Here is a 23,134-nt window from a genome sequence, read left to right on the forward strand (position 1 = left end):
GACGCCCGGAAACACGACGCCCGGAAACACGACGGCGCCCCTCCCTGCGGAGGGGCGCCGTCGGCGGTTCAGTGAGCCGTGGGGCTCAGTGGGCGTACTCGCCGCGGTAGTACTGGTAGGACCAGCCGCACATGGCCCAGATCCCGACGATCCCGCCGAGGATGGTGAGCCACCAGCCGAGCACCGTGCCGAGGAACATGACCGCGGCGGTCAGCGCCGCCCAGAACGGCCAGATGCTGGCCGGCGGGAAGAAGGCGACGTTCCCCTCGCCGTCGGCGACCTCCGCGCGGAGGGAGTCCTCGGGCTGCGGATCCATCTTGTTCGAGGTCAGGGTGAGCACCACCGCGATCATCAGCACCATGACGGTGGTGAGGATGAACGCGGTCAGCCCGACCCATTCGATCTGGTACTGGCCGTTGCCCACCGGGACCCGGCCGAAGATCCCGTACGCCACCGTGACGATGGCGAGGAACAGGGCCAGCGGGTAGAACGTGACCTGTGCCTGACGCTTCACTTGGTGCCTCCCTGGGAATCGGTGTCGTACTGGCCGGCGCCGACGGTGACCTTCTCGGCATCGACCTGCTTGCGCAGTGCGTCCACCCGCAGCGTCGGGTCGTCGTCATTCAACTCGTACTCCCGCAGGGCGATCTCCGGGTAGTGCAGATCGAAGGCCGGGGACTCCGAGCGGATGCGCGGCAGCTTGTTGAAGTTCTTCTTCGGCGGCGGGCAGGAGGTCGCCCACTCCAGCGACCGGCCCCAGCCCCACGGGTCGTCGACGGTGACCTGCTGGCCACTCATCGCGGTCCGGATGACGTTGATGAAGAACGGGATGAAGGAGATACCCAGCATGAAGGCGCCCACGGTGGAGACCTGGTTCAGCAGGGTGAAGCCCTCATTGGGCAGGTAGTCGGCGTACCGGCGCGGCATGCCCTCCACACCCAGCCAGTGCTGCACCAGGAAGGTGGTGTGGAAGCCGAAGAACAGGATCCAGAAATGGACCTTGCCGAGGGTCTCGTTCAGCATCTTGCCGGTGAACTTGGGCCACCAGAAGTAGAAGCCGGCGAACAGCGAGAACACCACGGTGCCGAACAGGGTGTAGTGGAAGTGCGCCACCACGAAGTAGGTGTCGGTGACCTGGAAGTCCAGCGGCGGGGAGGCCAGGATGATGCCGGTCAGACCACCGAACAGGAACGTGGTCAAAAAGCCCATCGTCCAGATCATCGGGGTGTCCATCTTGATCGATCCTCGCCACATCGTGCCGATCCAGTTGAAGAACTTCACCCCGGTGGGGACGGCGATCAGGAAGGTCATGAAGGAGAAGAACGGAAGACTGACCGCGCCGGTGGCGAACATGTGGTGGGCCCACACCGCCATCGACAGACCAGCGATGGCCAGGGTGGCGGTGACCAGGCCCACGTAGCCGAAGACCGGCTTGCGGCTGAACACCGGGATGATCTCGGTCACGATGCCGAAGAATGGCAACGCCAACACGTACACCTCGGGGTGTCCGAAGAACCAGAACAGGTGTTGCCACAGGATCGGTCCGCCGTGTTCGGCACCGAAGACGTGTGTCCCGAGGACGCGGTCGGACAGCAGGACCAGCAGGCCGGCGGCCAGCACCGGGAAGACCATCAGGATCAGCAGCGAGGTGACCAGGGTGTTCCAGGTGAAGATCGACATCCGGAACATGGTCATGCCCGGGGCGCGCAGGGTGAGGATCGTCACGGTGAAGTTGACCGCACCGAGGATCGAGGACAGACCCACCAGGTACAGACCGGCCAGCCACAGGCTGCCACCGACACCCGGCGAGTGCGTCGCGGTCGACAGCGGCACGTAGGCGAACCAGCCGAACCCGGCCGCACCCTGCGGGCTGAGGAAGCCACTGCACACGATGATCGCGCCGAACACGTAGATCCAGAAGGAGAACGCGTTCAGCCGCGGGAAGGCAACGTCGGGGGCGCCGATCTGCAGCGGCATCACGAAGTTGGCGAACCCGGAGAACACCGGCGTCGCGAACATCAGCAGCATGATCGTGCCGTGCATCGTGAACGCCTGGTTGAAGGTCTCGGGCTGCATGAACTGGATGCCCGGGAAGGCGAGCTCGGCCCGGATCAGCAGCGCCAGCAGGCCACCCAGCAGGAAGAAGAAGAAGGCGACGCAGAGATACATCTTGCCGAGCAACTTGTGATCGGTCGTCGTCAGGATGTCGATGACCATCGTGCCCAACCGCCGGTTCGGTTGCGCGGACGTGGTGGGTGCCGCGACCCGTTGGGTATATGCCATGTCAGTTGCCTCCGTGCGCCTGAGTGGAGCCGACCTGCTGGGTGGTTCCGGTCTGATAGCTGATCTGTCCGGTCTGGCCCTTGCTCCGCAGCTCGTCCATCTTCGCCTGGTAGGTCGCCTGATCGACGACCTGGACGTTGAAGAGCATCCGCGAGTGGTAGGTGCCACACAGCTCGGCGCACTTGCCGGCATAGCTGCCGATCTTGGTCGGGGTCACCTGGAAGGAGTTGGTGCGACCCGGAATCACGTCGAGCTTGAAGTAGAACTGGGGGACCCAGAAGGAGTGGATCACGTCCGGCGAATCAAGGGTGAAGTTCACCGGCTGATCAACCTGCATGTACAGGTCCGGGATCCGCTCCACGGTGCCGACATCCCAGACGTTGGCATCGGTGTAGTTGAACGTCCACGACCACTTCTGGCCGATCACCCCGATCGTCCGCGCGGCGGGCATCCCCTGGGCGGCCAGCTCGGCGTCGGTGTAGTGCTTGCGGACGCCGTCCTGGGCGTTGACGGTGTAGAAGAACAGCACGCCGACGATCAGGAAGGGAACGATCGTGTACATGACCTCCATCGGGAGGTTGTACCGGGTCTGCTTGGGGATCTCGTCAGGGCTGCGGCGACGGTACCGGATGGCGGCCCAGATCATCAGACCCCACATCAGGACACCGATCGCGAGCGCGGCGATCCAGAAGCCGTGCCACAGGTTCCCGGTGAACGGAGCCCGGTCCGAAACGGGTTCCGGCAGGCCGAATCGGGCCAATTGCCCCGGCCCCCCGGTGCCACCGGCACAGCCACTCAGCGCCAGCGCGGCCAACCCGAGCACGGCTGCTCCGGTCAACCGGCGGGTTGTGGATGTCTTCACACTCACGTGTCGCCCTTCCCTACGTCTACCGGCACAGGAGGAACCCGGAAACCGGCCATGTTGATCGCACTCACGATAACGCATTTCGGGCAGTGTGGGTGGCCGCCCGAGCAAGTCCGAGAGGGGTACGCCCGGGCACTGGACGGGGTAACCGGCCCCCTGCCCTGAAGTTGGGGCATCGTCCCTTGTCGGCGCGGAGAAATAGGTCTGTGGCACGGAGTTGATCCGGCTCAGCGCGAAGCCAACGCCCAGCGACCGAGCAGGGTCGAACCACTGCTGATCATCGTACGCAGAGTCAGTCGGCGCGGCACTGCGGTGGACCCCAGCAGCGGCACGGGGACACCGGTCAACCGAGGGCTGATGGTGTGGCACAGTTCGTCGACCAGATCGGCGGCAATCAGGTGGCCGAGCAGGGTCGGTCCCCCTTCGGTCAGGACGCGCTGCCCGGCCAGCCGATCCAGGACGCCGGGCAGGTCCACCCGGTCGGCCCCCACCCGCCAGACCTCGACCAGATCGCGGACCTGATCGGAGACCGCGGCAGCCTCGGTGGTGACCAGCACCACCTGCCCGGGATGCTCGGGCAGCAGCGGCAACAGATGCTCCGGGAAGCGGCCCCGCCCGCTGACGATCACCAGGCGCGGCCCGTCGGGGACCCCGTAGTGCTCGGCCCGGACCGTCCCCGCACCCATCAGAATCACATCCGACAGGCTGCGCAGGGTCGCGAAGACGGCATGGTCGGCGGCATCGTTCAGGCTTCCGGAGAGTCCGTCGGAGCCGGTGACCGACCCGTCCAGCGAGGTGATCATGTTGGCGCGGACCCGATCGCCGGGCGCCCAGGCGTACACCTCGGGCAGGTCGGCGACGGTGATCGGCCGGGCCTGCGGCAGGAGCTGCCGGAACTCGGGGTCACTCATTCCCCTATTGTCCGGGTTCGGACCGGGCTACGGCTTCGGGGTGGGGTGCGGGAGCCAGGTGGCCACGGCGTACTGCACCCCGAACGGGTCATCGGCCCACCAGTACGCGGTCCGGGTGTCGGGCAGGACGCGGGCGAGCACCTGCCAGCCCAGCCAGCCGGCGGCCAGCAGTTCCCGGGCCGTGCCGGCGTCCAGGGCGGCCAGCGCGGCCGGATCCGGCGCGGCCAGGGCTCGGCACACCTCGGCATCGAAGGCCGCGGCCCGCGGGTCGAAATGCCCCGGCGCCTTCGGGTCGCGACGCGCTGATCCGTCGCCGGTGACCAGCAGGGCGGTGCCGGCCGCGGCCGCGGTCACCTCGGCAACGACGGCGTCGATCGTCTGCTCGGTGACCGGCAGTTCCCGCACCGGGAGATCGGCCAGGGCGCTGTCGGCCAGTACGGCGGCGGCCACCCGGAACCCGGGCGAGGCCTGCTCGGCGATCACCGTCACCTGCTCGGGTCCGGCCCCGGCTACCTGTGCCAGGGCGGCGTGGCAGTGCGCCCGCAGTTCGGCCGCGGGGTCGGCGAGCGAGGCGTACGCCGGCAGCAGCAACAACGGCTTCGGGATCAGGGTGACCGCGGTGATGGAGCTCATGCCAGCCCCCGGACCGCGCGCGCCGGGAGCCGCTCGCCCCGGATCACCGACACCATGTCGAGCACCTGGCGGGTCTCGGCCACCTCGTGCACCCGGTAGATCTGGGCGCCCTGCCAGGCGGAGATCGCGGTGGTGGCGAGGGTACCGACCACCCGCTGCTTGACCGGGCGATCCAGCGCTTCCCCGACGAAGTCCTTGTTCGACAAGGAGACCAGCAGCGGCCGGCCCAGGGCGGCGAGTTCGTCCAGCCGGCGGGTCAGTTCGAGGGAGTGGAAGGAGTTCTTGCCGAAATCATGGGCCGGGTCGATGATCACCCGCCGGGCGGGTACGCCGGCGGCCTCGGCCCGGGCCGCCTGGGCCTGCAGGGAGTCCAGCGCGGCGGCGACCACGTCGTCGAACTCGACCCGGTGCGGCCGGGTCCGCGGGGTGACGCCGCCGGTATGGGTGCACACCACGGCAGCCCCGAACTCGGCGGCGACCTCGACCAACTGCGGATCCGCCCCGCCCCAGGCGTCGTTGAGCAGGTCCGCGCCGGCGTCACAGACCGCCCGGCCGACCTCGTGGCGCCAAGTGTCCACCGAGATGATCAGGTCGGGGTACGCCTGGCGTACCCGGGCCACGAACGGAACCACCCGGCGGCACTCCTCGGCGACGTCGATCTCCTCGCCGGGGGCGGCCTTGATCCCGCCGATGTCGATCAGGTCGGCGCCCTGCTCGACGACCTCGGCGACCCGTTGGAAGGCCACATCCTCGGCCCAGGTGCGCCCCTGGTCGTAGAACGAATCGGGGGTCCGGTTGATGATGGCCATCACGAGCCGGTCGGTGGGGGCGAAGCCACGACCCCGCAGTTCCAGGAACGGTGGCTGGGTGTCCGGGCGCATCAGCAGGCCTCCCGGGTCGTCGCCGCGGTCGTGTCGTGGTCGGGCAATTCGCGCAGCGGCGGACGTTCGGTGGTCGGCACCGGACGCGGGGCCGGCCGGCCGCCGGCGAACTGGGTCAGGGTGATCGGGTCCTCGGCCACTCCCCCGGCCCGTCGGGTCGCCGCGGCGAGCACCTGGGTGGCCATCACGCCGAGTTGGCGCAGACTCTGGTGCCGGTGCGTACGCCGACCCAACCACGCCTGGCCGATCGCGTCCGCACCGTAGCGGGCCTCGATGTCCAGCAGGGTGGCGATCTCCACGCCGTACCCACAGGGCACCGCCAGGGCGGCGAAGGCGTCGCGGCGGATCGCCCACTCCCCCGCCAGCGGCTGCGCGATCCCGGCCAGGCTCGGCCGGTGCACCGCCAGCCAGGGCCGGGCCATCAGTTCGGTCACCCGGCCGCCGCCGTCGGTCTCCACGTTCCCGTCCGCGGCGTAGTCCCGGCCGTACCAGCCCTTCACCAGTTGGATCGACGGGTCGGCCAGCGGGGCCACCAGCCGCGGTACGAACTCGGTGCTCCACTCGACCAGGTCCGCGTCGAGGAAGACCAGCACGTCCCCGGAGGTGACGAACTGGGACTTCCACAGCGCCTCCCCCTTGCCCGGGTGGGAGCCCAGGTCGGGCCGCACGTCGGCCACCGCATGCACCCGGGCCCCGGCCTCGGCGGCGACCCGGGCGGTCGCGTCGGTGGAGTCGGAGTCCATCACGACCAGTTCGTGCAGCTGCCCGGCCAGGTCGGTACGCAGCCGGGTCACCATCGCGGCGACGGTGGCCTCCTCGTTCCGGGCGGGCAGGACCACCGACACTCGGAGGGGTTCCACGATCTGCGAGACGTACATGCGGGCAACTGTAGGCGGCGTCACAGCTTCTGCGCGAAGTCCTTGATCGCCTCGACGGTCTGCAGCCGGGCCGCGTGGTCCGGGCTGGGCAGGCCGAGCAGCAGGGTGTGGACACCGGCGCGGTCGTACGCCGCCAGGCGCGAGCGGACCTGCTCGGGGGTACCGATCAGGGAGACCGCATCGATGAACTCGTCGGGCACCGAGGCCGTGGCCTCCTGCACCTTCCCGGTCAGGAAGAGATCCTGCACCTTCTCCGCCGCCTCGCCGAAGCCGTAGCGCACGGCGAGGTCGTTGTAGAAGTTCTTGCCCTTGGCCCCCATCCCGCCGACGTAGAGGGCGAGGGTGCGCCGCACCTGGGTCCGCGCCCCCTCGATCGCCGCCTCGTCATCGCTGACCAGCGCGTAGGTGTCGGCGTACACCTGCAGGTCGCCGAGTTCGGGAGCCCGCTTGGCGCGGCCGGCCGCCAGCGATTCACCGAAGACCTCCTCGGCCTTTTCGGGGTAGTAGAAGATCGGCTGCCAGGCCTCGAACAACTCGGCGGCCAGTGCCACGTTCTTCGGTCCGATCGAGGCGAGCAGCATCGGAATCCGGTCCCGGACCGGGTGCCCGACCAGCTTCAACGGCTTCCCCAGACCCGAGCCGCCGCGGTCGGGCTGCAGCGGAACCTGGTAGTACTTCCCGTTGTGCACCAGCGCCTCGCGCCGCCAGACCTTGCGGCAGATGTCGACGACCTCGCGCACCCGGCCCAGCGGGGCGTCGTACTTCACCCCGTGGAACCCCTCGATCACCTGGGGCCCCGAGGCGCCCACGCCGAGCACGAAGCGTCCCTGCGACAGCAGGTCCAACCCGGCGGCGCTCATCGCGAGCACGGTCGGCGTCCGGGAGAAGATGTTGACGATGCCGGTGCCGAGCTTGGTCCGCTCGGTGCGCCCGGCGAGGAAACCGAGCACGCTGATCGCATCGAAGGTGTACGCCTCCGGAATCAGGGCCAGGTCCAACCCGACCCGGTCGTACGCGACGACATCCTCGACCAGCTGGCCGTAATCGGTGCCGAGGGAGAACATGGTTCCGATTTCCACGGAGCCTCCTTGTGTCCGGTGGCCGGCGTCGGTGCCGGTCGGGTCGAACGCAGCTTACCGGCCGGTCACTTGTTGGTGTGGCCGAGTTCAGCTCACAGGTGGGCGCCGAACCGGATGGCGCGCACGATCTGGACCACGCCGAGCACGGCGAGGGAGGCACCCAGCAGCATCCAGAGCACGGCCGCACCCCAGATCGGCGACAGCAGCAGTCCGATCCCGGCCAGGATGCTCACCACCGCCATCAGGATGGTCCAGACCTTGGAGGCCGAGTCGCCCAGCATGGTGAGGCTGACGATCCCCTCGATGATCCAGGCGATCCCGACGGTCACGCCGAGCAGCACGGCCAGCGCGGCGGTCGCGGCCTGCAGGTTGGTCAGCGCCAGCACCGCCACGACGATGAACACGATCCCGAGCACCACGTAGGAGACCCGCGGCCAGGCACCCAGCCGGCGCGTCATGATGCCGAGAAAGATGTTGATGACCCCGGCGATGAAGGCGTACACGCAGATGATGCCGGCCACCACGACCGCGGTCTTGGCGGGCCACACGAGTACCAGCACCCCGATCACCAGGGCGAGCAGGCCGCTGACCCCGAGCAGCACCCGCAGACCGGTGACCGTCGAGCGTTCCACTGAGTACAGGTCGATCGTGGGCATGATGACTCCTCGCAGAGATGACTGATGACCGGTCGGGCTCGTTCCCGGGCGTACCCCGGCGACGAGGGCAGGGCCCAGCCTAGCCCTGCCCCCAGGACCCCGCGGCCGGACCCCTGGGGTCATAGCCAGCGCCTATCGCCGCGACACCAAATCAATGACCATAGTTTCAATGAAATTGTTGACCATAGATTCTCTGCTGGGGTGAAATGGTCGGGTCCCTGCCTCATCTCACAGGAGTTCTCATGCGTGACGCCGTCATCGTGGACGCGGTCCGGGTTCCCATCGGTAAGCGGAACGGCGCGTACGCCGACCTGCACCCCGGCGATCTGGCCGCCCATGTCCTGACCGCCCTGGTGCAGCGGACCGGCTTCGATCCGGCCCGGGTGGACGACGTGGTCTGGGGGTGCGTGACGCAGAGCGGAGAGCAGTCCGGCAACATCGGCCGGGTGGCCCTGCTCGCGGCCGGATGGCCGACCTCGGTGCCGTCCACCACCGTGGATCGCAAGTGCGGCTCCAGCCAGCAGGCAGTCGCCTTCGCCGCCGCGGGCGTCATCTCGGGCCAGTACGACTTCGCCGTCGCCGGTGGGGTCGAGTCGATGTCGCGGGTCCAGATGGGCTCCAACGCCCAGGGCCAGGCGCAGTACCCGGATTCGGTGTTGGAGCGCTTCGGCGTACGGGGCTTCTCCCAGGGCATCGGCGCGGAACTGGTCGCCGACAAGTGGGGCTTCTCCCGGGCCCAGCTCGACGAATACTCCGTACGCTCGCACGAGCGGACCGCGGCCGCGATCGACTCCGGCGCCTTCGACTCCCAACTCGCCCCGCTGCCGGGGCGGATCACCGCCGATGAGGGCCTGCGTCGTGGCTCCACGGTGGAGAAGCTGGGCACTCTGAAGACCGTGTTCCGGGAGGACGGCGTGATCCACGCCGGCAACTCCTCGCAGATCGCCGACGGTACCGCGGCGCTGCTGATCACCACCTCGGAGCTGGCCCGGGCGAACGGGCTGACCCCCTTGGCCCGGATCCACACCACCGTGGTCGCTGCCGACGACCCGGTGATCATGCTCACCGCCCCGATCCCGGCAACCGCGAAGGCGCTGCGGCGCGCGGGACTCAGCATTTCCGACATCGGCGCCTTCGAGGTGAACGAGGCCTTCGCTCCGGTGCCGCTGGCCTGGCAGGCGGAGACCGGTGCTGCGGACGCGGTGACCAATCCGCTCGGCGGGGCGATCGCGGTCGGGCACCCGTTGGGCGGCTCGGGGGCGGCGCTGATGACCCGACTGGTCCATCACATGAAGGCGCAGAACATCCGGTACGGCCTGCAGACGATGTGCGAGGCCGGCGGTCAGGCGAACGCGACCATTCTCGAATTGCTCTGAATCCCACCCAGCGCACCGGCTGGGTTACGTTGACCGGGTGCAGACCGCTCCGTTGACCGTGCGAGCCCCCGACGGGCGCGTGCTCGCGGGTACCAGCAGCGGTCCCACCGATGGACGTCCGGTCCTGTTCGTCGCCGGCGCAGGGACGGGCCGGGCCATGACCTTCGGCGACGACCTCCTTGCCGCACGCAGTGTCCGCCTGATCACGATGGATCGTCCGGGCATGGGTGGCTCGGATCCGGACCCGGCGCGTACCGTCGCCAGCACGGCAGCGGACTACCGAACCTTTCTCAGCGGTGTCCTGGGCGGCGACCACGCCGCGGTACCGGTCGTGGCGAATTCGCAAGGGGCCCTGTTCGGCCTCGCCCTCGCGGCTCACGGTTGGCCGAGCACGCTGGTCCTGGTCTCGCCCGCCGACGAGGTCGCCCATCCCGACGTGCGCGCGCTGCTGCCCCAGGCGGCTCGGACGCTCCCCGATCTCGTCGCCGGGGACCCGGGTCGGGCGCGCGCCGTCCTGCACTCCTTCACCGCCGAGGGCATGCGGACGATGATCCTGGACAGCTCGATCCCGGCGGACCGGGCGGTGTACACCGAACCGGCCTTCGCCCGGCGCTGGGCGACAGCGCTCGACCAGGGTTTCGCCCACAACGGCGCCGGCTACGTGGTCGACACGATGGCGGCGATGGCACCCTGGCCCCTCGACCTTGCGCGGATCGCGTGCCCCACCGTCGTCCTGTACGGCGCCGAGGATGCCGGCCACTCCCCCGATCTCTGCGTGCTCCTTGCCTCCCGGATCCTGGGAAGCCGACGGATCGTGGTCCCGGGCGCGGGTGGCGCGCTGCTGTGGACCCACGCCGACCGGGTGCTCGACCTGGCGTTGTCCTGACCCGATCGCCCGCTGCCTGCACTCTCAGGGGCGACTCGACTCCTCAGTGATGATCCAGGAGGTTCGCGGACACCGTCCGGAGGTGGCTGCGCATCGCGTCGGAGGCTCCGGCCGGATCGCGGTCGTGCAGCGCCTCCACGATGACCGTGTGCTCCCCGTGGTAGCACTGCCGCCGCTCCGGGGTGGAACTGCGTCGCTTCGAGGTCCCCCACACCGGAAGTCCCCGGGCGGCGTTCATGACATCGAACATGCTCAGCAACAAGGCATTGTGACCCGCCTTCGCGATGGCGTGGTGCAGCCGGCCGTCCCAGGCCTCGAAGTCACCGTGGTCGGTTGCCGCACCCCCGGCCTGCAGACAACTGGTGACCAGGTCGAGGTCGGCCTGCGTCGCCGCCTGGGCGGCGATCGCGGCCAACGGCGGCTCGAGCGCCAACCGCGCCTGCATGATTTCGGCCGGGCTGGTGTCCGGGGGTGTCGGCGCCACGAAGCGGGGCGTCCGGTCGGCCAGATAGGTCCCGCGTCCGACGTGCCGGGTGATCAGCCCCTCGGTCTCCAGCACATCGAGGGCGCGCCGGATCGAGCCCCGGGAGGCCTGAAGGCGTTCCACGAGCTCGCGCTCGGTCGGCAGCTTGCTGCCGGGCCCCAGTTCGCCGGCTGCCACGGCCTCGTCGAGCAACGAGCGCAGCGAACTCTCGATTGTCAGCATGCACCGAGGATACGACAAACCAATACAGACCAATATCATTCCGGCAATTTCGCCTTTACAACGGCCCCTTCGCTGCTTAAGGTTACCCATATCGCAGGATTGGTCCTATTGGTTAGGAATGGTTCAATGAAGTTGGTGACGTTCAGCGCCCGTGATGGCGCCGCCCGCGTCGGGGTCGTGGATAGCCAGGCCGGGATCGTCCGGGACGCCTCCCCCGTGCTCGGGGAGGCCGGCGTCCTGGACGTGATCCGGGATTGGGAAACCCGAGGCCCCCAGTTGGCGCAGAGTCTCGCCGACCTGGCGTCGCTTCCACTGGACGAGGTGAAGCTCCATGCACCGATCCCCGTGCCGGCGCGCGACATCTTCGCGGTAGGCAAGAACTACAGCGAGCACGTCAAGGAGTTCGGGCGCAGTGGCTACGACCAACCGGACAAGTCCGAAGATCTGCCCACCGATCCGGTCGTGTTCCCGAAGGCGACCACCGCGGTCACCGGCCCCTACGACGACATCGAGTCCCATCCGGGCGTGACCGACGAACTCGACTACGAGGTCGAGCTCGGTGTCATCATCGGTAAGGGCGGGCGTGGCATCTCCCGCGAGAACGCCTACGACCACGTCTGGGGCTACGTCCTGATCGACGACTTCACCGCCCGCGACCTGCAGAAGAAGCACAAGCAGTGGCTGATCGGGAAGTCCCTGGACACCTTCTGCCCGATGGGCCCCTACGCCGTCAGCGCCGACGAGATCCCCGACGTCACAGCTCTGGAGGTACGCAGCAAGGTCAACGGCGAAGACCGTCAATACGGCAAGGTCGCCGACCTCATCTTCGACATCCCCGAACTGATCGCCGTGCTCTCCGCCGGAATCACCCTCCAACCCGGCGACATCATCGCCACCGGAACCCCGGCCGGCGTCGGCATCGGCTTCGACCCGCCCAAGTTCGTGCACCCCGGTGACGTCATCGAGATGACCATCACCGGCCTCGGCACCCAGCGCAACACCGTCGTCTGAACCCACCGTCCGAACGCCCACGCGCAGAGGAGATCCCCATGGCACCCACCACACTGACCACCGAGATCCAGGGCGACGGCCCCGCCGTCCTGATGATCCACGGCCTCGGCGGCACCTCGAACTTCTACCAGATCCAGACCGACGCCCTCACCGACTTCCACACGGTTATCCGTCCCGACCTGGCCGGCGCCGGGCGCTCCCCGCTCCCCGACACCGCAGCGGTTAGCATCGCCAGCCACGTCGCCGACCTGATCGCCCTCCTGGACGACCTCAAGGTCGACCGGGCCGCCGTCATCGGACACTCGATGGGCACCCTGGTGGCCCGCGAACTGGCCGCCACTCACCCCGATCGAATCACCAAGGTGGTCCTGCTCGGGGCCGTCGCCGAACCGACTGACGCCGGCCGCCAGGCCCAACGCGACCGGGCGGCCACCCTCCGCGCCCAGGGCACCGGCGTCGTCGCCCCCGGCGTGGTCGCCAATGCCCTGTCCGAACGAACCCGGCAGGACAACCCCCTGGCCGCTGCTCTGGTCCGGGAACTGGTGATGCGCCAGCCCGCCGAAGGCTACGCGCAAAACTGCGAGGCACTGGCCGCCGCCGGCGCCCCCGCCCCGGTGAACCCGGCAACCCCGTTGCTGCTCATCACCGGGACCGAGGACAAGGTCGGCCCCGCCGCTGTCAGCGAAGAACTGGCCCAGGCACACGGCAACGCGTCCGTGCACGTCATCGACGGGATCGGCCACTGGACCGCCCTCGAGGCCCCCGCCGAAGTCTCCCGGCTGCTGCGCGACTTCCTCTGACCCTCCGACCCACCCGTCGGGTGCGCCGCACCGGCGCGGGGCACCCGACACCCCACCACTACTCAACGAAGAGAGTGACCAACCGTGCCCACCTACACACCTCGTGGCCGCGTCCTGATCCGCGGCGCCAACATTCTCGACTCCACCGGAGCCGTTCCCTATCCCGGTGACGTCCTCATCGAGGACGGCCGCATCACCGCCGTCGGCTCCGTCCCCCAAGAAGCCGCAGCCGGCGACGACATCGAGATCGTCGACGCCGACGGCAAGACCGTCATGTCGGGCCTGTGCGACGCCCACACCCACTTCTCGTGGAACAACTCCGCCGACCTGGACGGCCTCGGCACCATGCCCGTCGAAGAACACCTGCTGTTCTGTCTGGAATCCGCCCACACCTACCTCGACTACGGCTACACCATGTGCGTGGGCGCAGCCTCGGCCAAGCCCCGACTCGACGTCGTCTGCCGCAACGCGATCGAGGAACACCGCTTCCCCGGCCCCCGCTACCTCGCCAACGGACCCGAGATCGCCGTGACCGGCGGCGCGCTCATCCCCAGCATCACCAAGTTCGCCGACGGCGCTGAGGGGATGCGCCTGGCCGTCCGCGAACTGGTCGGCCTCGGGGTCGACCAGATCAAGCTGTCGATGTCCGGGGAGGAGATCACCGGAACCCTGCACGCCGACGACACCTACTTCACCGAGGAAGAGGTCCAGGCCGCCGCCGACGAGGCCCACCGCCGCGGCATCCGTGTCTGCGCCCATGCCCGCAGCGCCGAATCGGTGAAGATGTGCGTACGCCACGGCGTGGAGATCATTTACCACGCCTCCTACACCGACGCCGAAGGCATGGACATGCTGGAGGCCGCCAAGGACCGGGTCTACGTCGCCCCCGGCATCAACTGGCTGGTCGGCACCCTCTACGACGCCGAATCCTTCGGCTACCCCCAGGCCGCCGCCGAGGCCGCTGGCTACCGCCACGAACTCGAGACCGCGATCGAAGGTCTGAAGGAGATGCACCGGCGCGGCATCCGGATCCTTCCGGGCGGGGACTACGGCTTCGCCTGGACCCCGCACGGCACCTACGCCCGCGACCTGCAGCACTTCGTCGAACTGCTCGACTTCACCCCGATGGAAGCGATCCTCGCCGCAACCGCCCAGGGCGGGGAAATCATGCTGCGCCCCGACGAACTCGGCAAGGTCCGACCCGGGTACCTGGCCGACCTGATCATCGTGGACGGGAATCCCCTCGAGGACATCACCATCCTCCAGGACATCACCCGGATCACGCACGTCATGAAGGACGGACGGTTCCACCGTGCCCCGGGCCAGCACCACTACCGCGGCCTGCATATCGGCTGAAACCCACCGGTGCTCCCGCCCACCGCGGACGGGAGCACCGGGAGCCTGCTATGACCCTGCACATCTGCACCACCTGCCCACGCTACGACGCGCTGCACCAGGGAGACTTCGCCCAGTCCCTGCACGATGAGGTCGAGGCCGCCCACCTGGCACCCCGCTACATCGCCTGCCTGGGCGGCTGTCCCACCGACGGCGTGGTCTCCCTGGACGCCCCGGGCAAAACCCGGATCCGCTTCGGCCACCTCACGGTCGCCGATCTCCCCGACCTGGTCCGGGCAGCCCAGGCCTACGACGCTACGGAGACAGGCGAACTCGCGCACCTCTCCCTTCCCGCATCCCTCACGTCCCGGATCACCTCAGTCCGCCCAAAGCTGGTGCGGCCGGCCACCGCCACGCCAGCGGACCAGAAGTGAACGGCCCGGTCATCCTCACGCGGTGTCGTCCGGTCCCGGATAGGTGAGCGTGGAACCGTCCACCCGGGCGAACGGGGTGAGCCGGGCCGGGCGGGGCTGCCCCTCCCCCACGATGTCGAAAACCGGCACGCCCCGGATCAGGAGCGCGTCGGTGATCAGCCGCCGGTGGCAGCGCCACGGGACCGCTTCGCTGCACATGATCGCCGGCACATCACCCGGGAGCAGGCCGAGCAGTTCCTCGAGGCCGGCCGCGAACGCCGGGGTGCCCATGTAGTCGGCGTAATCGCGGAATCCCTTGACCCGCCAGCCCCCGTTCGGACTGGGCGTCCCCGCGGGCGTGTGACGCCGACCGCCCAGCGCCCGGATCCAGCGATAGGTGAGGTCACCGGGCAGCGCGTCGATGATCGCGGCCTGATTCCACTGCGGGTGGATCCGCGAGGACGGAAAGGCCCGCACGTCGACCAGCACCGTCACCTGGTTGACGCGCAGCAGGTGCACCACGTCGGCGAACGCGCGGTCCGAGTGCCCGATGGTGAACACCCGGGAGGTCGCGGCGGCAGGGGCACCGTTCGGTTCCGGCTCGGCTGGACGGACGGTCACGCCCATCGCCCCGCTTCAGTCCGCGCTGTCGCGGTCGGAGAACACGTCTCGCGCGGTGAACGTTGCATTCAGGGCTCTCGGGAACCCGGCGTACACCGCGGCATGCAGGAGAGCTTCCACGATCTCGTCCCGGGAGATGCCCACGTTCAATGCTGCCCCGATGTGGACGCGCAGCTGGGGTTCGCAACCGCCGAGAGCCGTCAGAGCGCCGAGGGTGACCAGCTGCCGGCTCCTGGGGTCGAGACCGGGTCGGTCGTAGATGTCGCCGAACGCGAACGCCGCCACATGGTGGCCGAGCGCGGGACTGATGTCTGCCAGCGAGTCGACGACGGCCTCGCCCTGGTGCCCGTCGATCTGCGACAGGACGTTCTGGCCGTGCCGTCGACGGGCGATGTTTTCCGCGGAGGCGATGTCGTGCTGAGCTGGCATGGGTGGAGTCATCCTGGTCATGGCTGGGGACCTTCCTGGTAGGTAGCGATCTTGTATTCGGTCGCCGCGAGTGCGAGCTGGAGTTGGGAGATCTGTGCCCGGAGGGTGTCGCGGTGCTCCAGAAGCAGGTCGAGCCGTTCCGGTACCGTCTCCTACCCCGCGTCGACGAGTGCGACGTAGCGGCGCAGATCGCTGATGGGCATGCCCGAGGCGCGCATCCGGGTCAGAAACACCAGACGCCGCACGGTCGCGGCGGTGAAGCGCCGGCGCCCTCCGGTGTCGCGCGGGATCGTGACCAGGCCCACCCGCTCGTAATACCGCAGGGTGTGCGGGCTGACCCCGAGGTGCTCGGCGGTGGTGGCAATGTCCCAGTCGGCCTCCTCATCGGGTCGGGCCAACTCGTGCAACGCCTCGAGACTGACACCGCCGGGAGGGTCCACCGCCAACCGAAGGGCGTCCCGCAAGGCCTGGTTGCTGTCCATGCGCCCCACCGTAGAAGTGTGAGCGCGCTCAAAGGCAAGCGCCGCTCGCCCCGGTCCCGGACCCCGGACATCTCACGCCACCTCCCCGCAATCGGCCGACCCCGCCACCGGGTCCGTGCCCGGGTCGCCTGGCGTAAATTCAAAAGGCGTCCAGCAAGAGGAGCAGACATGACTCGGAAGCACTATCGGGGACCCCTGGTCGACGTCACCGACGAGCGTGCGTTGTGCATCCACTCCACCGAGTGTGTGCGAGGGATGCCGGCGGTCTTCGACACCGGCCGCCGGCCATGGATCGACCCGACCGCCGCCGACACCCCCGACCTCGCCGAACAGCTGCGGGAGGTCGTTGCGCGGTGCCCGTCCGGGGCCCTGCAGATCTCGGAGCACCCCGCCGACCACTGACTGTGGCGCCGACTGCTGCTCCCCCCGGGCGCTGCGTCGGCCGGGTGCGGGGGCGGCGTAGGGTGGTGTCCCCATCCGACGGCGCGAGGAGGCCCAGTGGACCTGCAGAAGCTGGAGTACTTCCTGGCGGTCGCCGAGCGCGGCTCGATCAACGCCTCGGCCGCCGCGATGGGGGTGGCCCAGCCGACCATCTCCCAGGCGCTGAAGTCGCTGGAGACCGAGTTGGGCGTCCGGCTGTTCCACCGGATCGGTCGCGGGATGGTGCTCACCTCCGCCGGACACCTGCTGATGAGCCCGGCCCGCCGGATGATCCGGGGCGCCGCGGAGGCGGCCGCGGCGGTGACCACCGAGTTGGCCCAGTTGCGCGGGGTGGTCAGCATCGCCGTCGCGCCCGGCCTGATCGACGGCGCGATGGCCGATGCCATCCAACGGATCCGGACGGTGTTGCCCCTGGTCCGGGTGGACCTGATCGAACTGTCCGCGGCCCCGGCCGATCTCGCCGGGATGCTGCCGCTGACCCATGATCTGCTGGTGCTCTCCGAGGCCGACGCCGACGAATTGGCCCGACTGCGCGAGGTCCAGGTGGCGGCGGTCGGCGTCCAGGAATACTGGCTCACCCTGCCCCCCGGCGCCCTCGACGGTCACGCCGCCGACCTGCCCGATCCCCTGCCGATCTCGGCGGTTCCCGAGCTGCCGCAGATCGTGGTGCCGCAGCCGCCGGCCCTGGTCCGCAACTCCCCCAATCGCCATATCGAGGGCCGGCTCAAGGAAGCCGGGATCCACCTCCCCGTCGCCGCGGTGGTCCAGCAACGCGAGGCGCGGCAGGCGTACGTGCTGGCGGGGGTGGGAATCAGCTTTCTGGAGCGCCGGGTGGCCGAGCAGGCCGCGACCCGCGGCGCGGTCGCCCGGCGGATCGATCCGCCGCTGCGGCTGGCGCTCAGCATGGTGTACGCCGAGGAGGGACTCTCCCGCGCCGGCCGGGCGGTGATCGAACTCATCCGGGGCCGGGATCTGACCCGTGACCCGGACGCGGCACCCACCCCTCAGTGATCGCCCGGGTCGCGGCGCCGGCGTCGGGCCAGGGCGATGAAGGCCGCCGCCGCCGGTGACTGCGGCCCCCGGCGCAGCACCAGCCCGACGGTCCGCTGCACCGGCGGATCCAGCCCCAACTGCTGCGCCTGGGGCAGATGGTTGGCCAGGAACGTGTCCGGCAACAGGGCCGCGCCGACCCCGGCGGTGACCAGATCCCAGGTGGTCGCGCGTACCGCGGAGCGCACCACGACGTTCAGCCCCGATCCGTACACGCCCCGGTCGACCTCGCCGCCGGGTTCGACGATCAGCGGGACCTCGGGCAGCCGCGCCAGCGGCAGCGGATCGGGCAGCCCGGCGGCCAACTCGGCGGTCAGCCCCAGCACCAGGCGCTGATCGGTGACCGGCACCGCCACCAGCGAATCGGGCACATCGCGCAGGTCGGTCACCGCCAGTTCGACCAGTCCGTCGCGCACCGCCGCCCACGCCTCCAGGGCGATCCCGCCGTCGAACACATCGACCCGGACCTCGGGGTACAGCTCCCGCATCCGGGCCACCAGGCCGGTGAGCGGTTCGACCACCAGGGTCGGCGTGGCCGAGATCGTCAACCGCCCGGCGCGGACCTCGCGTACCTCGCGCGCCCGCGTACGCGCTGCCTCCGCGTCGGCCAGGACCGCCCGGGCCGCCGGCTCGAAGCGTCGGCCGGCCTCGGTCAGTCGCATCCCGGTCGGGGTCCGGTCGAACAGTTGCACCCCGACCTCGTCCTCGAGTTGGCGGATCACCTGAGACAGCGACGGCTGCGCGATGAACAGCACCGCCGCCGCCCGGGACACCCCGCCCTCATCCACGACCGCCACGAAGAAGCGCAAATGCCGCAGGTCCATGGCGCCACTCTAGTGCCCGAACTATAGGCCGCACCTATGTCCAGGATCCGCAACGGGTCTGTCCGCGCCCATACCGCCGCCGGTGGGGATCCAGGATCATAGATCTCGATCCATTCACTGGCAAGGAGGCCCCCAATGAGCGACACCGCAACGGGCGACACCGGCAGCGACGCTCCGGTTCTGATCGAGCGCGACGGCAGCATCGAGACCTGGACCATCAATCTGCCCGACGAGCGCAATCCGATCTCCGGGGACGACGTGGTCGACGCCCTCGAGGCCGCGGCGAATCGGGTGAACCGGGACACCTCGGTTCAGGCGGTCATCCTCACCGGCGCCGGCAAGGCCTTCTCCGCCGGTGGCAACGTGAAGCAGATGGTCGACCGGGTCCCGCCGTTCGGCGGCCCGGTTCCGGCCTCCCGCGACGGCTATCGCTACGGCATCCAGCGCATCCCGAAGGCGCTCTACACCTGCGACGTCCCGCTGATCGCCGCGGTCAACGGTGCCGCGATCGGCGCGGGCTGCGACCTGGCCACCATGTGTGACATCCGGGTGGCCTCCACCAAGGCGTTCTTCGCCGAGAGCTTCGTCAAGGTCGGGATCATTCCCGGTGACGGCGGCGCGTTCTTCCTGCCGCGCGCGGTGGGTGCGGCCCGGGCCGCGGAGATGATGTTCACCGGCGACCGGATCGACGCGCAGACCGCTCTGGACTGGGGCCTGGTCTCCCGGGTCGTGGAGCCCGACGAACTGCTGCCGACCGCACGCGAGATCGCCCAGCGGATCGCGGTGAATCCGTCGCATGCGGTACGCCTGGCCAAGAAGCTGTACCGGGAGGCCCAGCGGGGCATGGACCTGGACAGCGTCCTGGAGCTGTCGGCCGCCTTCCAGGCGATTGCGCACACCACCGATGACCAGCTCGAGGCCGTCACCGCCCTGGTCGAGAAGCGCGACCCGAACTTCACCGGGAACTGAGGACCGCCGATGCCCACCACTGTTTCCGCGGCCACGATCTCGCCGTCGGTGATCACCGACACCCCGCAGATGGCCACCCTGCGCGCCGAGGTGCGCGACTTCCTCACCGAGGAGATCGCCGCCGGCGCGTTCCGGCCCACCCCCGATTCCTGGCTGAGCCGCTGGGACGAGGACTTCTCCCGCAAGCTCGCCGCCCGCGGGTGGCTCGGGATGACCATCCCCACCGAGTACGGCGGCCACGGTCGGACCTTCCTCGAGCGCTTCGTGGTCACCGAGGAATTGCTCGCCGTCGGCGCACCGGTCGCCGCCCATTGGATCGCCGATCGCCAGATCGCCCCGTCCCTGCTGCGCTTCGGCACCGAGGAGCAGAAGCAGGCCTTCCTGCCGCGGATCGCGGCCGGAGACATGTACTGGGGTATCGGGATGTCCGAGCCGGATTCCGGTTCGGATCTGGCCAGCGTCCGCACCCGCGGCGTACCGGTGGAGGGGGGTTGGCGGGTCACCGGCACCAAGGTCTGGACCAGCGGTGCCCATGAGGCCGACGCTTTCTTCGCGCTCGCCCGGACCGCGCCGCTGGACCCGCAGCACCGCCATCAGGGGCTGAGCCAGTTCATCGTCGACCTGCACAGCGAGGGGGTGGAGATTCGCCCGATCGTGTCGATGAACGGTGAGCACCACTTCAACGAGGTGCATCTCAACGAGGTGTTCATCCCCGACAACCGGGTGCTCGGCGAGATCGGCTCGGGCTGGACGGGGGTGACCTCGGAGCTGGCGTACGAGCGGTCCGGGCCGGAGCGGTACCTGTCGACCTTCCCCGTGTACGCCGGGCTGCTGGATCAGGCCCGGGCCGAACGGGCGAGTGTGGACAGTCGCCTCGGCGCGACCGCGGGTCGGCTGTTCGGGCTGCACCAGATGTCACGGGCGGTCGCCGGTGCCCTGGAGCGCCATGAGCAGGCCGATGTGGCCGCCTCGGTGGTGAAGGTGCTGGGCACCCTCACCGAGGGCGACATCGCCGAGGACGCCCACCTGGCCACCATCCCGGGGCGGGACGACGAATTCGACCAACTGGTGCACCTGGCGCTCTCCCATCGGCCCGGGTTCACATTGCGCGGCGGCACCGTCGAGGTGCTGCGCGGCGTGATCGCGAGAGGACTGGGCCTGCGATGAGCGACACCACGATCAACCTGACCACCGCCGCCGATGCTGACATCAGCGAACTGATCCACAGCGTCCTCACCGACGCCCGGGAGAGCGCCGGCCCGGCCGATCCGACCGGCGCACCGACCGACCTGGACCGCGGGCTGTGGGCCACCCTGACCGAGACCGGGCTGGCCGCGCTCACCGCCGCGGAGGACCAGGGCGGCTCGGAGGCAAGCTGGCTGGAGGCCGCGGTGCTGGTCTCGGCCACCGCCGCGACCGCGGCCCGGGTCCCGGTCGTCGAGCACGACCTGCTCGCCCTGTGGCTGCTGGCGCAGGCCGGGCTGCCGGCCGACGACGGCATCCGGACCGTCGCGGTCCTGGACGCCGAGGGTCGCGCGGACAATGTCGCCTGGGCCGGGCAGACCGACCGGATCGTCCTCGCGTGGCCCAGCGGTGACGGGTACGCCGTCGCCGACCTGCCCACCGCGGAGGTGGCGATCGCCCCGACGGCGTCGCTGGGCAACCGGCCGACCGCCCGGATCAACGTGGACCCCGCCGCGATCACCGGGACGCCGGTCGGCGCCGAGGTGATCGCCGCGTTCGAACAGCGCGCCGCGCTCGCCCGCGCCCTGCAGATCTGCGGGGCCCTGGAGCAGATCCTGCAGGTGACGATCACCCATGTCACCGAGCGGGTCCAGTTCGGTCGGCCGCTGGCCAAGTTCCAGGCGGTCCAGAACCTGGTCACCGACATCGCCACCGAGGCGGCCCTGGCCCGCTCGGCGACCGATGCGGCGCTGCTGGCCGCGGTGAACTCGGACTGGGAATCGGCCGACCTGCACTTCGCGATCGCCGCCGCCCGCTCCTGCTGCGGGCACGCCGCGACGGTGGTGGTACGCAATGCCCATCAGGCCCTCGGCGCGATCGGCACCACCAAGGAGCACCAGTTGCACGAGTTCACCCAGCCGGTGCTGATGTGGCGCTCGGAGTACGGGACGACCGCCGAATTCGACGAACACCTCACCACCTGCGCGATCGGCGCCGGTGGCAGCGGAATCTGGGATCTGCTGACCCGCTGAGGTCGGCGCGAGAGGAGAGCAATGAGCGACGAAGTACTGGTCGACAAGCGGGACGGGGTGATGGTGATCACCATCAACCGGCCCGAGAAGAAGAACGCGCTGAACGCGGCCGTGGGTCAGGGCGTCAGCGATGCCATCGACGAACTGGAAGCGACCGAAGGGCTGTGGGCCGGGGTGCTCACCGGCGCCGGCGGCATCTTCTCCGCCGGGATGGATCTGAAGGCGTTCCTGGCCGGAGAGACTCCGAATGTCGGGGATCGCGGCATGTGCGGGATCACCCGACGGCCGCCGACCAAGCCGGTGATCGCCGCGGTCGAGGGCTGGGCGCTGGCCGGCGGGATGGAACTGACCCTGGCCTGTGACCTGATCGTGGCCGCCCGGACCGCGAAGTTCGGCGTACCGGAGGTGAAGCGGGGTCTGGTCGCGCGCGGTGGTGCACTGTTGCAGTTGCCGCGGCGGATTCCGCAGGCGCTGGCGCTGGAGATGCTGCTGACCGGCGATCCGGTGACCGCGGAGAAGGCTGCGGAGATCGGGCTGATCAACCGGTTGACCGAGGAGGGCGGCGCGCTCGAGGCCGCGGTGGAGCTGGCGCAGAAGATCGCCGAGAACGGTCCGATGGCGGTGGCGGCGACCCGGCAGATCCTGCGGGAGCAGCAGGACTGGACCTTGGCCGAGCGCTGGCAGCGGCAGGGGGAGATCGCCGACCCGGTGTTCGCCTCGGCCGATGCGAAGGAGGGCGCGACCGCGTTCACCGAGAAGCGGAAGCCGGTCTGGCAGGGTCGGTGAGGCCGCCGGCCCGACCGTCAGGCCGGGCCGGACGAACAGAACGAGGGGTACGCCGATCGGCGTACCCCTCGTTCGTGGTGGGTGCAGGTGCGACTCAGTGGAACGAATCGCCGCAGGCGCAGGAGCCCGCCGCGTTCGGGTTGTCGATGGTGAAGCCCTGCTGCTCGATGGTGTCGACGAAGTCGATGGTGGCGCCGTTGAGGTACGGAGCGCTCATCCGGTCGGTGATGACCGAGACGCCGTCGTACTCCTTGGCGATGTCGCCCTCGCCCTGCGGGCGGGCGTCGAACCACAGTTCGTAACGCAGACCGGAGCAGCCGCCGGGCTGCACGGCCACGCGCAGCACGAGGTCATCCCGGCCTTCCCGCTCGAGCAGCGACTTGACCTTGCTGGCGGCGCCCTCGGTCAGGACGATGCCGTCGGTGGCTGCGGTTACCTCAGTCGTCATATCTGTGTCTCCCTTTGTGACGCTAGTGTCGCGTGTGCCGGCGGCCCGGGATGGGCGCCGATACCTCCGGGCGGAAACCCGGTCCTCCATCAAGTTCCAGCACCGGTGTTGGCGCCGTTATTCCCTGCCAGTGTAAATCCTTGCGCCAAGATGTC

27 protein-coding genes are annotated in these 23,134 nt (G+C 69.5%); 12 read left to right on the forward strand and 15 right to left on the reverse strand.

Annotated elements, in window-relative coordinates:
• Positions 1–85: 85 nt before the first annotated feature.
• From G531_RS0107325 to G531_RS0107365, 9 genes are all read right to left on the reverse strand, one after another.
• Positions 86–514 (reverse strand): cytochrome c oxidase subunit 4, encoded by a 429-nt coding sequence (locus tag G531_RS0107325; protein ID WP_026926738.1) that lies wholly within the window; start codon positions 512–514, stop codon positions 86–88.
• The gene (gene ctaD, locus G531_RS21170; protein WP_051215197.1) at positions 511–2,283 is read right to left on the reverse strand and encodes an aa3-type cytochrome oxidase subunit I; all 1,773 of its coding nucleotides are present in this window, start codon (positions 2,281–2,283) and stop codon (positions 511–513) included. Before ctaD ends, G531_RS0107325 begins: the two co-directional genes overlap by 4 nt.
• Position 2,284: 1 nt before the next feature.
• Positions 2,285–3,151: an aa3-type cytochrome oxidase subunit II gene (ctaC, locus tag G531_RS26430; RefSeq protein WP_162143154.1), complete on the reverse strand. Its 867-nt coding sequence runs from the start codon at positions 3,149–3,151 to the stop codon at positions 2,285–2,287.
• Between the two features lie 224 nt (positions 3,152–3,375).
• Positions 3,376–4,059 carry a dihydrofolate reductase family protein gene (locus tag G531_RS0107340; RefSeq protein ID WP_051215198.1) on the reverse strand — a complete coding sequence of 228 codons (684 nt, stop codon included), beginning with the start codon at positions 4,057–4,059 and terminating at the stop codon, positions 3,376–3,378.
• Positions 4,060–4,086: 27 nt separating this feature from the next.
• A complete protein-coding gene (locus G531_RS0107345) occupies positions 4,087–4,692 on the reverse strand; it encodes a class III extradiol ring-cleavage dioxygenase family protein (protein WP_035758161.1) in 606 nt (201 codons plus the stop codon).
• Positions 4,689–5,573, reverse strand: a complete 885-nt coding sequence (folP, locus tag G531_RS0107350; RefSeq protein ID WP_035758164.1) for a dihydropteroate synthase — start codon at positions 5,571–5,573, stop codon at positions 4,689–4,691. Before folP ends, G531_RS0107345 begins: the two co-directional genes overlap by 4 nt.
• On the reverse strand, positions 5,573–6,451 hold the full coding sequence (locus G531_RS21175; RefSeq protein WP_051215199.1) for a glucosyl-3-phosphoglycerate synthase: 879 nt from the start codon (positions 6,449–6,451) through the stop codon (positions 5,573–5,575). Before G531_RS21175 ends, folP begins: the two co-directional genes overlap by 1 nt.
• Before the next feature lie 20 nt (positions 6,452–6,471).
• Entirely contained in the window at positions 6,472–7,530 is a 1,059-nt protein-coding gene (locus tag G531_RS0107360) for an LLM class F420-dependent oxidoreductase (RefSeq protein WP_026926743.1), read from the reverse strand.
• Positions 7,531–7,622: 92 nt separating this feature from the next.
• A complete protein-coding gene (locus G531_RS0107365; RefSeq protein WP_035758167.1) occupies positions 7,623–8,186 on the reverse strand; it encodes an HdeD family acid-resistance protein in 564 nt (187 codons plus the stop codon).
• 242 nt (positions 8,187–8,428) lie between these two features.
• On the opposite strand from G531_RS0107365, the gene G531_RS0107370 reads away from it, so the two are divergent.
• Both G531_RS0107370 and G531_RS0107375 read left to right on the forward strand, forming a co-directional pair.
• On the forward strand, positions 8,429–9,562 hold the full coding sequence (locus G531_RS0107370; protein WP_026926745.1) for a thiolase family protein: 1,134 nt from the start codon (positions 8,429–8,431) through the stop codon (positions 9,560–9,562).
• A gap of 37 nt (positions 9,563–9,599) precedes the next feature.
• A complete protein-coding gene (locus G531_RS0107375) occupies positions 9,600–10,448 on the forward strand; it encodes an alpha/beta fold hydrolase (protein WP_026926746.1) in 849 nt (282 codons plus the stop codon).
• A gap of 43 nt (positions 10,449–10,491) precedes the next feature.
• Here G531_RS0107375 and G531_RS0107380 read toward each other — a convergent pair whose 3' ends face one another.
• The gene (locus tag G531_RS0107380) at positions 10,492–11,154 is read right to left on the reverse strand and encodes a FadR/GntR family transcriptional regulator (protein WP_035758170.1); all 663 of its coding nucleotides are present in this window, start codon (positions 11,152–11,154) and stop codon (positions 10,492–10,494) included.
• 126 nt (positions 11,155–11,280) lie between these two features.
• On the opposite strand from G531_RS0107380, the gene G531_RS0107385 reads away from it, so the two are divergent.
• The 4 genes from G531_RS0107385 (at position 11,281) to G531_RS0107400 (ending at position 14,734) form a co-directional block, all read left to right on the forward strand.
• Positions 11,281–12,165 (forward strand): fumarylacetoacetate hydrolase family protein, encoded by an 885-nt coding sequence (locus tag G531_RS0107385; protein WP_026926748.1) that lies wholly within the window; start codon positions 11,281–11,283, stop codon positions 12,163–12,165.
• Between the two features lie 38 nt (positions 12,166–12,203).
• A complete protein-coding gene (locus G531_RS0107390; protein WP_026926749.1) occupies positions 12,204–12,965 on the forward strand; it encodes an alpha/beta fold hydrolase in 762 nt (253 codons plus the stop codon).
• Between the two features lie 84 nt (positions 12,966–13,049).
• Entirely contained in the window at positions 13,050–14,321 is a 1,272-nt protein-coding gene (locus tag G531_RS0107395) for a metal-dependent hydrolase family protein (RefSeq protein ID WP_060930025.1), read from the forward strand.
• A gap of 50 nt (positions 14,322–14,371) precedes the next feature.
• A complete protein-coding gene (locus G531_RS0107400) occupies positions 14,372–14,734 on the forward strand; it encodes a DUF1636 family protein (RefSeq protein ID WP_026926751.1) in 363 nt (120 codons plus the stop codon).
• Between the two features lie 15 nt (positions 14,735–14,749).
• On the opposite strand, the gene G531_RS0107405 is transcribed toward G531_RS0107400, so the two are convergent.
• From G531_RS0107405 to G531_RS21180, 3 genes are all read right to left on the reverse strand, one after another.
• The gene (locus tag G531_RS0107405; protein WP_211221792.1) at positions 14,750–15,334 is read right to left on the reverse strand and encodes a DUF488 domain-containing protein; all 585 of its coding nucleotides are present in this window, start codon (positions 15,332–15,334) and stop codon (positions 14,750–14,752) included.
• Positions 15,335–15,349: 15 nt separating this feature from the next.
• Positions 15,350–15,763 (reverse strand): carboxymuconolactone decarboxylase family protein, encoded by a 414-nt coding sequence (locus G531_RS0107410; RefSeq protein ID WP_211221793.1) that lies wholly within the window; start codon positions 15,761–15,763, stop codon positions 15,350–15,352.
• A gap of 152 nt (positions 15,764–15,915) precedes the next feature.
• A complete protein-coding gene (locus tag G531_RS21180; protein WP_217996390.1) occupies positions 15,916–16,245 on the reverse strand; it encodes a MerR family transcriptional regulator in 330 nt (109 codons plus the stop codon).
• A gap of 168 nt (positions 16,246–16,413) precedes the next feature.
• Between G531_RS21180 and G531_RS0107420 the strand changes: the two genes are divergently transcribed.
• The gene (locus tag G531_RS0107420) at positions 16,414–16,647 is read left to right on the forward strand and encodes a (4Fe-4S)-binding protein (RefSeq protein ID WP_026926754.1); all 234 of its coding nucleotides are present in this window, start codon (positions 16,414–16,416) and stop codon (positions 16,645–16,647) included.
• 96 nt (positions 16,648–16,743) lie between these two features.
• On the forward strand, positions 16,744–17,697 hold the full coding sequence (locus G531_RS21185; protein WP_051215201.1) for a LysR family transcriptional regulator: 954 nt from the start codon (positions 16,744–16,746) through the stop codon (positions 17,695–17,697).
• Here the strand turns inward: G531_RS21185 and G531_RS0107430 are convergent.
• Positions 17,691–18,560, reverse strand: coding sequence for a LysR family transcriptional regulator (locus G531_RS0107430; RefSeq protein ID WP_026926755.1), 870 nt, complete (start codon positions 18,558–18,560; stop codon positions 17,691–17,693). The two genes, G531_RS21185 and G531_RS0107430, sit on opposite strands and share 7 nt — an antisense overlap.
• A gap of 135 nt (positions 18,561–18,695) precedes the next feature.
• Here G531_RS0107430 and G531_RS0107435 point away from each other — a divergent pair, with 135 nt between their 5' ends.
• From G531_RS0107435 to G531_RS0107450, 4 genes are read left to right on the forward strand one after another with little or no spacing between them, the layout of a single operon-like run.
• Positions 18,696–19,529, forward strand: a complete 834-nt coding sequence (locus tag G531_RS0107435; protein ID WP_051215202.1) for a crotonase/enoyl-CoA hydratase family protein — start codon at positions 18,696–18,698, stop codon at positions 19,527–19,529.
• Positions 19,530–19,538: 9 nt separating this feature from the next.
• A complete protein-coding gene (locus tag G531_RS0107440; RefSeq protein WP_081683919.1) occupies positions 19,539–20,696 on the forward strand; it encodes an acyl-CoA dehydrogenase family protein in 1,158 nt (385 codons plus the stop codon).
• A complete protein-coding gene (locus G531_RS0107445; protein WP_051215203.1) occupies positions 20,693–21,745 on the forward strand; it encodes an acyl-CoA dehydrogenase family protein in 1,053 nt (350 codons plus the stop codon). The genes G531_RS0107440 and G531_RS0107445 overlap by 4 nt, the downstream gene beginning before the upstream one ends.
• 21 nt (positions 21,746–21,766) lie before the next feature.
• Positions 21,767–22,531: a crotonase/enoyl-CoA hydratase family protein gene (locus G531_RS0107450; protein WP_026926759.1), complete on the forward strand. Its 765-nt coding sequence runs from the start codon at positions 21,767–21,769 to the stop codon at positions 22,529–22,531.
• 94 nt (positions 22,532–22,625) lie between these two features.
• On the opposite strand, the gene G531_RS0107455 is transcribed toward G531_RS0107450, so the two are convergent.
• Entirely contained in the window at positions 22,626–22,979 is a 354-nt protein-coding gene (locus G531_RS0107455; protein WP_026926760.1) for a HesB/IscA family protein, read from the reverse strand.
• Positions 22,980–23,134 lie beyond the last annotated feature (155 nt).

Source organism: Granulicoccus phenolivorans DSM 17626 = NBRC 107789 = JCM 15570, assembly GCF_000423085.1.
Taxonomy (GTDB): Bacteria; Actinomycetota; Actinomycetes; order Propionibacteriales; family Propionibacteriaceae; genus Granulicoccus; species Granulicoccus phenolivorans.